General features: G+C 54.2%; 8 protein-coding genes. All 8 read right to left on the bottom strand.

The genetic code is table 11. The features are described from left to right. Nucleotides 1–226: 226 nt before the first annotated feature. A complete protein-coding gene (locus DFR60_RS27700; RefSeq protein ID WP_243005203.1) occupies nucleotides 227–379 on the bottom strand; it encodes a TSCPD domain-containing protein in 153 nt (50 codons plus the stop codon). A gap of 92 nt (nucleotides 380–471) precedes the next feature. Then, on the bottom strand, nucleotides 472–2,022 hold the full coding sequence (locus DFR60_RS27695; protein ID WP_110326193.1) for a hydantoinase/oxoprolinase N-terminal domain-containing protein: 1,551 nt from the start codon (nucleotides 2,020–2,022) through the stop codon (nucleotides 472–474). Next, nucleotides 2,015–3,112: an S-methyl thiohydantoin desulfurase family protein gene (locus DFR60_RS27690; protein ID WP_110326192.1), complete on the bottom strand. Its 1,098-nt coding sequence runs from the start codon at nucleotides 3,110–3,112 to the stop codon at nucleotides 2,015–2,017. Before DFR60_RS27690 ends, DFR60_RS27695 begins: the two co-directional genes overlap by 8 nt. Nucleotides 3,113–3,314: 202 nt before the next feature. Beyond that, nucleotides 3,315–4,922 (bottom strand): PucR family transcriptional regulator, encoded by a 1,608-nt coding sequence (locus tag DFR60_RS27685; protein WP_110326191.1) that lies wholly within the window; start codon nucleotides 4,920–4,922, stop codon nucleotides 3,315–3,317. Then, entirely contained in the window at nucleotides 4,919–6,250 is a 1,332-nt protein-coding gene (locus DFR60_RS27680; protein WP_110326190.1) for a glycoside hydrolase family 30 protein, read from the bottom strand. Before DFR60_RS27680 ends, DFR60_RS27685 begins: the two co-directional genes overlap by 4 nt. 100 nt (nucleotides 6,251–6,350) lie before the next feature. Further along, complete coding sequence (locus DFR60_RS27675) at nucleotides 6,351–7,883, bottom strand: ABC-F family ATP-binding cassette domain-containing protein (RefSeq protein WP_110326189.1); 1,533 nt, start codon at nucleotides 7,881–7,883, stop codon at nucleotides 6,351–6,353. Nucleotides 7,884–8,358: 475 nt separating this feature from the next. Further along, entirely contained in the window at nucleotides 8,359–8,640 is a 282-nt protein-coding gene (locus DFR60_RS27670) for an HPr family phosphocarrier protein (RefSeq protein ID WP_110326188.1), read from the bottom strand. A 32-nt stretch (nucleotides 8,641–8,672) separates the two neighbouring features. After that, nucleotides 8,673–9,833, bottom strand: a complete 1,161-nt coding sequence (locus DFR60_RS27665; protein WP_110326187.1) for an iron-containing alcohol dehydrogenase — start codon at nucleotides 9,831–9,833, stop codon at nucleotides 8,673–8,675. Nucleotides 9,834–9,877: the final 44 nt, after the last annotated feature.

Here is a 9,877-nt window from a genome sequence, read left to right as displayed (position 1 = left end):
TTTCTCAGCGGTTCAGCTGGAAGATTTTTGGAAAAGTTTGCCGCCGTTTTCAGCGGCGAGGTATATCATATCAAAGCAGCCGACAAAAGTCAACACTTTTTTTATATTTTCTTGTATTTCTTTTTCGGAGCCATATTTCGGCCTGACGGAAGGGGGATCCTGAAAGGATATCAAACAGGCGGGAGTTCACGTTACAGTGGACTCCCGCCTGTTTGGCCGGCTATTCCTATTGCGGCTGCGCGGCTCCTGTCAGATACTGTTCCAGGGCCTGAGCCATCTGGTCCGGACATGAGGTGGGGCGCTCGGCACAGCAGAGGCCGCGGAACATGGCGATCACAATCTCACTTCCATCGGCTTCCTGCAGTTCCCGGCTTCTCACACTTCCCGACTTCCCGCTGTTCCCAGCTTCTCACACTTCCCGCTGTTCCCAGCTTCTCACACTTCCCGCTGTTCAGCATCCTGTCGCTTCCGCTATACCAAATCTCCCGCGGCCTTCACCTTTACCCGGTTTGTATTTCCCGGATAATATGCCAGCGGCACATCCTCCACTTCGATGATTTCCACCGTCTCACGGACAGCCCCGGCTTCCACGGCCAGTTCCACCGCCTCGGCCCTCGCCCGGTTTAACGCCGCCTCACGCGGAGTCTCATCGTAGTTGATCAGCTGTTCCAGCGTGCCGCTCACCTTTGATATGGCCGAGCCGATGGCATTGGCTGTGCCGAAATAATCCGGCTTCACCACGGACTTCGTTCCGGCAAGCTGTTCCGGGATAATGATGGAGCCGCCGCCCACCAGGATGACATCGATGTCCGCACTGGATACCTTCATGGCGTCGATGCTGTCCTCGACCATGGAACGGATTGCCTCCATGGCCTTCCTGGCCGTCTCATAATCCAGCTGTTCCACCTTCGACTTATCTCCGATATCCGCCATCTTAAGCTTCACTGCCACATCCGTGGCCGTCAAGGTATCCCCGCCGAATACAAGGGCTTTTTCGGTGATCCGGTAGCCCACGCTGTCCGGACCTACAGTTACGGTTCCATCCTCATGCTGTCTGACAATGGAACCGCCGCCGAGACCGATGGAGATCACATCCGGCATACGGAAATTCGTGCGGACGCCGCCGATCGTCACGGCAACGCCGGATTCCCGTGGAAAGCCCGCTAAAATTACACCGAGATCCGTTGTGGTTCCTCCCACATCAATCACAATGGCATCCTTTAAATGGCTTAAGTAGCTGGCCCCCCGGATGGAGTTGGTCGGGCCGCAGGCGATCGTTAAGATCGGATACTTCTTCGCATACTCCATGGTCATGAGCGTGCCGTCGTTCTGGGATAAGTAGACTCTGGCGCCTGTAACTCCTTCGTCTTCCAGCGTTTTTGCAAATCCGGTGGTAAAGCGTTCCGCCACCTCGTACAGGGCGGCATTTAATATGGCGGCATTTTCCCGTTCGATCAGTCCCATGGAACCGATCTCGCTGGATACCGACACGTGGATCTCCTCTCCCATCACCTCACGGCAGAGCGCGGCCGCCTCCAGCTCATGGTCATTTCTCACCGTGGAGAAGACACAGGAGATCGCCACGGATTTAACCTTTCCCTTCAGCCCTTCAAAAAAACGGGCCGCCGCTTCCCGGTCAAAGGGGGCCAGCTCTTTTCCGTCGTATTCGAAGCCGCCTCCCACAACCGCGTAATCCACGGCGATTTTCTGTATGTCTTCTGCCCAGTCTATCATCGGCGGTATTCCCAGCGTAGCGGGGGCGCCGATCCGAAGGATTCCGATCGGTGCCAGGGATTTCCGCTCCACGATGGCGTTCGTACATTGGGTGGTTCCCAGCATGGCCTGGCTGATCTCCGCCCGGTTGATCCCGGACTTCTTCAAGCAGGCGCGGACCGCGCCGAGGATGCCGTCATAGATATCGCCGGAAGTCGGATACTTCACTTCCGCTACCACATTTCGGTCGCTGTCGATCAGGACCGCATCCGTATTGGTGCCTCCAACGTCAATTCCTAACTTATACATCTGCATTCCCTCCAATCCGATTTTCCAGCGGCACATAGTCCGTATCAATTCCAAAATAGCGGGGTCCCACCAGCTTAAGGCCCGCCTCGCTTCTCCACGCGTCAAAGCATTTGAGCCCGACTGCGAGAACACGTTTCCCGTATTTCAAGGCGTCTGTCGTCACTGGAATAAAGGTCTCCGTATCGACCAGACAGATAAGATCCGGCACAGTGGCCAGAATGACGCCGTCCACGGAAGCCGACAGATTTTCGTTCTGGAATACCACCTCCGCCCTTTTCCCGCGGTCGCTTCCGATTCCCTCGATGACGACGCGGCCCAGGTTGAAGGCGCCGTTGGTCTCCCGAAGGACATCGGCGATCTTTCCCTTGAACAGACGGTATCCTTCGGAAAACTCCAGGAAGCGTTCCTCGGGAGTCAAATCCGTGCTCTCCTTCACCCTGCGTATGGCCTCGCCCAGCTTCTGGCTTCTGGTGACGATGCCCTTCACGGCATGCTGTTTGAGAATGGCCCCTTCCACACAGTAGAGGGAGACCGAGACCGAGCCGCCGCAGCTCATGGTGACCGACCTCGCCAGTTCCTCGGTCCACTGATTCGTGATGGTGTTAAAGATCACGCTGTTTCCTTTCTCATCTACCAGGGCCATGGGTGTCGCTGATATGCCGGCCATGGTGAATGTCACCATCTGAAGCTCCGGGAACGCCCGGCCCATTCCATCCGCGTCCACCATGGGAAGTCCCAGCCTGGCCGCTGCTCCGATGGGAAGCATGGAGTTGACACCGCCCGCCTCTATTGGCATAAATGCAAATATCTTTTTACCGTAATACTGGGAAATCATGTTGTACAGCACTTCGTACTCTTTTCCCCCAACGCCCTTCTCGCCCAGAATCGTAGGCGCTCCCATCATGGCGATGGGAACCACCAGCGCGTCATCCGGAATCTCCTCCGGGTCCAGAAGCGTCACCGGCCCCCGTTCCTTTACCGCGCCCATGGCAACCAGTTTTCCTATGTAAGGGTCTCCACCTCCGCCCGCTCCCAGCAGGGAAGCGCCCAGGGCAATATCTTCAATTTCACTCAAGCCGATCTTTCGCATGTTCCGCCACACTCCTTATCTTTAAATTTCTGCAGGCCATACCAAACAGTTCGGCAGTCAAAGACCACTCTTTTGCACGTCAAAGCCTGCGCCGCAAAAAAAACAGAAAGGCCAACGTCTCTCGTTGACCTTTCTACTATCATAAATTATTTATTCGAAAAAATGAATCCCCTGGAAAAACGAAAATCAGCCGTATTTTTTGTCACTTTGGACAAAAGGTCAGCAGCCGGTTCACCGCCACCGCACAGTATAAGGAAAAGGTGTCCGGGAAATCGCCGATGCGGTAGCCAAGAATATCTGAAAAACGCTGAATGCGGTATTTCACCGTATTCTTATGAAGATAGAGCAGTTCTCCCGTCTTTAAGTAGCTGCACTGGGCGTCCAGGAGATAGACCTCCAGCGTCCTGACGGCATCCTTCTCCTCCTTCGCGTCCCGCAGGGCGGCAAGCGGCCTTAAGGCCTCCTGCACCGCCTCCTCCCCTCTTCCGATTCTCTCACGGCAGTCTCTCGCAAAGCCGATCTCCTGAAGGTGGTACGCCTCCTTCTCCGGAAAGATCGCAATGGTGTCTTCAATATAATCCCGGTGCAGCAGAAACGCTTCCCGCACCGCGGCGGTGTCGGCCAGATGATTGCAGCAGGTGATGGTGTGAAACACCGTATACGGCTCCATGTACGCCTGGACAGCCGTCAGGATTTCCTTTTCCTCACCGAGAGACCGGGGGCCTTCCACGAAGATCACCATCTCCCCCTCGCAGACGTCTGCAAACACAGTCTTATAAAAAGAGGACAGTAATCCTGTGAGGCCCTTAAGCGCGGAGACGCCGTTCATCTTCTGCCAATCCTCTTCCACGTGAAAGATCATCATGGAGTGGATGGAGGCCACATCGATATGGAAGATATCAGCCAGCCGGCGCATCTTCATGGGCTCGTCCTTTAAGATCGCGCGGACCAGCTCCGTCACGTCCACCTCATCGTGCTGCGTGCTCCAGATATTGACCGCCAGCTGCACGGCCTCCACAACCTGCTGCCGGACAGCCTCCACCAGCGGTTCTCCCTCTTTAAATATAAACAGCTCCATGTGACGGTCTTTGTGAAGCAGGATGGGAAAGCGGGCCAGAACGTACTCGGAGTCGGAAGTGTATACGGTTCTCTCGCCTCCCATCTCCGGCAGTTTTTCCTCTGTCAGGAATCGGCTCAGCGTCTTTTCCTGGTTCAGCGGCCAGACCGCTTCGTTCAGGACACGGAAGGACTGATCGGTCAGGAGTATGGAAGCCATGATTCTCTCGCTCAGCATCTTGAGCATGGTTCCCACCGAGCGCTGGTGCTCCGGCAGGCGCGCCACCTGATCCAGAAGTTCCCCGACAAATGCCGTATTATTCAGCCGGTCCTTGACGATGGCTTCCATGATCTCGCTGATGGCGTCGGAATAACGGAAATCCATACGGTTCTCCGGCATGACGATCAGGACGAAATGATACGCATCGGCGATCCGCTTCATGGCCTCGGGAATACGCGGCATAAAGAGGCCGACGTAATAAAGAATCAGCCCTACCTCACCGGCCTCAGCCAGCCGTTTAGTCACTGCGCACTGCCGCTCCTCGTCCTCCGGGTTATTCATGAAACCTGTTATGACGATTTCGCTTCCGTAGTAGTCATCATTTCTGAAGAAGGCATCCACCATCTGATCCGGGTCCGCGTATTCCAGTACGGACAGAGACGCCACGATGCGGGACAGGCCGCCCCTGCCTGCCTCCACCCGCGCATTTCGCAGGGAGGAGAGACGGAGCAGATCCGCCACAGTCACACTCATTGCTTCTCTCCCTCGTCCGTCACTGTGACGATTGTGTGTGGCGCAAGCTCCAGTGCAGAGGTCTTCGTCCTGTGGCGCAGGACCACTTCCACCGGGTGATCCTCCCGGTTTAAGAGGATGACCGCCAGGCTTCCGTCGGGATTTAAGAAGGAGCACGCTTCCACCTCTGAAGTGTATCTGGAAATCCCGGTTCTCACGGCTCCGGGCTTCACATAGCGGCTGAAATGGCCGATGTAATAGTAGCTGGGCTGCCGTTCGATCGTATGATCCTTTGTGTGGAGCATGATGGGGGCCGCGCAGTAATTTCCGACGTGGTTTGGACCGCCGTTCTCATCCAGGAATAAGTTCCAGTCGATGTGGGCCCTGCATCCATGGTTAAAGTTTCCGATCATGTCATGGGCGTACATCTCCGCCTGCTGCTGCAGGTTATTTCTGTCGAATCTGGAGTACTCCACGCAGCCCTCCGTGAAAATCAGGGACTTCTCCGGGTAATCCTCGCTGACCATCTGAAGATTCTCAAAATGGTCCCCGCTGTACCAGTGAAAGCCCATCCCCCAGATTCCTTCCGAATCCCCTTCAAAATACGTCTTCGCGTTCTCATAGACACGTTCCTTGTTGTGATCCCACAGCAGAATCTTTACGTCCAGGCCAGCCCGGTCAAGAGCCGGCTTCAGATATCCAAGGGCAAAGTCCCGCTCCTCCTCCGGCGTGTAGACACAGGAATCCCAGGTCTGAACAGCCTTCGGCTCATTTTGAACGGACACGTATCCCACGTGGATGCCCTTTTCCCGGTAGGAGATGAGGTAACGGACGATATACTCCGCCCACAGGTTACGGTATTCCGGCTTCAGTTTTCCGCCATGGTTCATTTCCCCGTTGGTCTTCATAAACGGAGGCGGGCTCCACGGAGTCGCCAGCAGGCACAGCCCTTCGCCCGCGGCCTCTTTCGCCTGACGGATCAGGGGCAGTAAGTACTCCTCGTCGCAGTCCGTGGAAAAGGTGGACAGCGCCTCATCACCATCTGAGACGTAACAGTAGTTCCTCAGCGAAAAGTCACAGCTGTTAATATGGGTTCTGCAGAAACGGTAGCCCAGCTCGTCCGCTGAAAAGTACGCGTTCACCGCTTCCGACCTCTGCTCGCTGTTCAGAGCAGACCACGCGTAACCGGCCGCCTGCGTAAATGCGCCTCCGAATCCCAGGACCGACTGATACTGTTTCTCCGGATAAATGGTGACCAGCCCGCTCTCCCGGTCCGGTTCCTCCTTCCACACTGCCGCTGTCTCATCAAAATAACGGCCGGCAGCTACATCGGTTGTTATAATCTTCATCTCATTCTCCTCTCTAACGATTCTGAGATTATTATACCATGATATGAGACTTCTGTATCCACTTTCCTCTGACATAATACAGCTTCCATGCCGCCTTTTTTCACCCTTTTCCAATGTTGATCACCCGCTGCACCAGATCCCGGTAAAATACCTCCTCGTGTGAAACCAGCAGGACGGTCCCCGGGAATTCGGCCAAGGCCTCCTTAAGCGCCTCCTTCGCCAGGACATCCAGGTGATTGGTCGGCTCATCCAGAATCAGGAAATTGCACGGTTTCAGCGTCAGCAGGCACATCTTTACTTTTGCCTGTTCTCCGCCGCTCAAGGTTCCAATGGGCTGCATGGCATGTTCGCTGGAGATGCCGCACCGGGCCAGATTTTTCCGGACTTCCTTCCCCGCAAAATCCGGTCTGGCATCTGATATAAGCTCCATGGGCGTCATCGTTTTGTCGTTCCACTTAAGCTCCTGTTCAAAATATCCAGGCACCACCTGATCGGAGAATTTATAACTGCCCCGCAGGGAGGGAATCTGGCCTGCCAGTGTCTTCAGCAGCGTTGATTTTCCAATTCCGTTAAAGCCCGTAATAGCCACCTTCTGGCCGCCTCCAATGCTAAAATCCAGGTCAGACAGCACCGGATACTGGTATCCGACGGCCAGGTGTCTCACCGCCAGATGCTCCGTATTGGTCAGCGGCAGTTCCGGGAAATGGAAGAGCGGCTTTATCTCCTTTCTGTCCATCTTCTCCATCTTTTCCATGCGGTCCAGCTGTTTTTGACGGCCTCTCGCCATTCTGGACTTCCGACCGGCAATATTTTTTCGGATAAATTCCTCGGTCTCTTTAATCTCTCTCTGCTGCGCCGCATACTGCCGGACGTAATCTTCCCGCAGCAGAGTCTTCTTTTTCAGGAATTCGGAATAGATGCCATAATACTTCGTGATCGTGCCGTTGTCGATATCGCAGATGCGGTTTGCGATTTTATCCAGAAAGCCGTAATCGTGGGACACGACCAGGAATGCATGCTCCAGACCGGATAAGTAGCTGGCCAGCCAGGCGACGTGTTCCCGGTCCAGGAAGTTGGTCGGTTCATCAAACAGCAGGACCTCCGGCTGTTCCAGCAGAAGCTTCGCTAAAATCACCTTTGCCCGCTGTCCGCCGCTCATCTGTCCGATGGAACGGTCAAGGCCTATGGCGGACAGTCCCAGACCGTTTGACACCTGTTCGATGCGGGTGTCGATGGAATAGAAATCAAGGTTTTCCAGTTCCTCCTGAAGCCTGGCCGCCCGCCCCAGTAAGCCTGTGTCCCCCTCCGCGGCCCTCTCGTACAGTGCGGTTATCTCACCTTCCATCTCGTACATCCGTTTAAATGCCGACTTTAAAAACTCCCTCATCGTCAGACTGTGATCCATCTCTGCATACTGATCCAGATAGCCGACAGAAAGTCTGGGCTGCCAGATGATCTGCCCGGCATCCGGTATCACCTGCCCGGTGCATATTTTGATCAGAGTGCTCTTTCCAGTTCCGTTCCTTCCGACGATGCCGATGTGTTCTCCTTTGTTCAGTGTCAGCTCCGCGTTTTTATAGAGCAGGTTATCTCCAAACGCATGTGTTAATCCGTTTATTTCCAATAAGCTCATAGCTTTTTATTTCCTTTCTTCTCTGTTATAAATCCAGTTATTGTGCGTAAAAACGCAAAAAGGCAGAGGGCAATTCTGCATCCGCCGATGCAGCAGCCTTCTGCCTGTAAGCTCGAAGAGAGCTTATAAAACACAAAAGGCTACGGACAAAACATTGTCCATAGCCTCTGATCCGTCAGATTCTCGTACGGAAAACAGACAGTACCCATACCTGAAAGAGTACGGATATTGCCCTGCTTCCCGATGAAATCTCAATACGTCATTTATACGCTATACTCTGCACAATGTTTCACCGGTATGGATTGTACAGAGTTCAGTTTCCTTTTAAGCTGGCTTGTCAAATAAAAGTTCATAATAATTCTCCTTTGCTGAAACGCAGTTATTATATCACAATGGATTGTTGATGTCAATTTTCGTAAAAAAAAAGGAACGGCAGCTGCGATACACGGTCCGCATCCGCCATTCCCTTTCTGAATCAGATTTTTTCTCCAAATCCGCTTTCTACCAGCTCCACCAGCATATCGACCGCCGGCTTCTCGTCTTCTCCCTCGGCTGAAATCTCAATTACCGTCCCCTGGCTCATCCCCAGTGACAGAATACCGATAATGGATTTCGCACTGACTCCTCCGCCGGCGGCATTTCCCGTGTTCCGCACGGTCACGCCGGCCTTGAATTTCTTCGCCTGGTCAACAAACTGGCTGGCTGGCCGCGCATGAATGCCGGTGGCATTGATTACCGTAGCCTGTTTTGAATACATACCCGCCTCCTTAAGTGTCGTCTCTGTCTGATTTATAATGCTGCCTTAAAAATAGCGAGCACGTCCTCTTTCTCCATGGGGATAAACGCCTTTTTAAGTCCCGCGCCTGCCTTCTCCGCCATCTCGTCAAAGTATTCCTCATCAATTCCCAGTTCCCGAAGCGTAGATGGAAGATCCATCTCCTTAAAATAAGCCTCCGTCGCCCCGATCGCCTTCTCCGCGATCTCATGAGGATCGAGGGATGGGTCAATTCCCCAGATCTCCACACCGTATTCCACGTAGTTATAGAGATTCTCCTCCCGCATCATATGACGCAGCCAGTGAGGAATGAGCACGGCAAGCCCCGCTCCGTGGGTGATATCATAAAAAGCGCTGAGTTCGTGTTCCATCGAGTGAGCGCTCCAGCCAACCGGATTCCCCTTGGAGAGAAGCCCGTTGATCGCCCAGCTACCGGCCCACATCAGATTGGCCCTCGCCTCATAGTCTTCAGGATCCCGGTACGCCCGGTGACCGTACGCTACTGCCGTTTTAAGCACCGCCTCACAGAAACGGTTCTGAAGATAGGCCCCCGGATTGTTGTTAAAATACACCTCCAGCACATGGCTGATGATGTCGGCGGTTCCTGCTGCCGTCTGATACTTTGAGACGCTGTACGTATACTCCGGGTCCATAATGGATACCTTTGGTCTCATGGCTGCGTTAGAGAATCCGATCTTATCCCTGGTCTCCGGATTGGAGATAACAGCGGATGTATCCATCTCGGAACCGGTCGCCGCCACGGTAAGGACCGCGATCACTGGCAGGACCTCCCCCACCTTTACCTTTCCGCTCACCATGTCCCAGGCGTCTCCCTCATAGGAAGCGCAGGCTGCCACGGCCTTTGCACAGTCGATGGCGCTTCCTCCACCTGCCGGAACCACCACGTCGATTCCATGTTCTCTGCAGAGCCTGACGCCTTCCCGCACCGATTCCACACGCGGATTGGGATCCACTCCGCCAAGCTCATACCACTCGATTCCGGCATCTGCAAAGAGCTTTGTGATGCTGTCATACAGCCCGATCTTCTTGATACTTCCGCCGCCGTAAACCAGCAGAACCCGTTTTCCGTATACCTGCACCTCTCCGGGAAGCTCGCTCACCTTTCCCCTGCCAAAGTGAATCTTCGTTGGAATGTGATATAAAAAATTGTCCATTGTCTCATGCTCCTTCTTGTCTTATTCTGATGTTATCCATCTAA

Source organism: Hungatella effluvii (genome assembly GCF_003201875.1).
GTDB lineage: Bacteria > Bacillota > Clostridia > Lachnospirales > Lachnospiraceae > Hungatella > Hungatella effluvii.
Note: the sequence above shows the minus strand (reverse complement) of the source record. Positions and strands in the feature narration are given on the sequence as shown.

Coding starts and splice junctions, on each gene's coding strand:
- DFR60_RS27695 (WP_110326193.1), bottom strand. CDS start 2,022: ATGTATAAGTTAGGAATTGACGTTGGAGGCACCAATACGGATGCGGTC.
- DFR60_RS27690 (WP_110326192.1), bottom strand. CDS start 3,112: ATGCGAAAGATCGGCTTGAGTGAAATTGAAGATATTGCCCTGGGCGCT.
- DFR60_RS27685 (WP_110326191.1), bottom strand. CDS start 4,922: ATGAGTGTGACTGTGGCGGATCTGCTCCGTCTCTCCTCCCTGCGAAAT.
- DFR60_RS27680 (WP_110326190.1), bottom strand. CDS start 6,250: ATGAAGATTATAACAACCGATGTAGCTGCCGGCCGTTATTTTGATGAG.
- DFR60_RS27675 (WP_110326189.1), bottom strand. CDS start 7,883: ATGAGCTTATTGGAAATAAACGGATTAACACATGCGTTTGGAGATAAC.
- DFR60_RS27670 (WP_110326188.1), bottom strand. CDS start 8,640: ATGTATTCAAAACAGGCTACGGTAATCAATGCCACCGGCATTCATGCG.
- DFR60_RS27665 (WP_110326187.1), bottom strand. CDS start 9,833: ATGGACAATTTTTTATATCACATTCCAACGAAGATTCACTTTGGCAGG.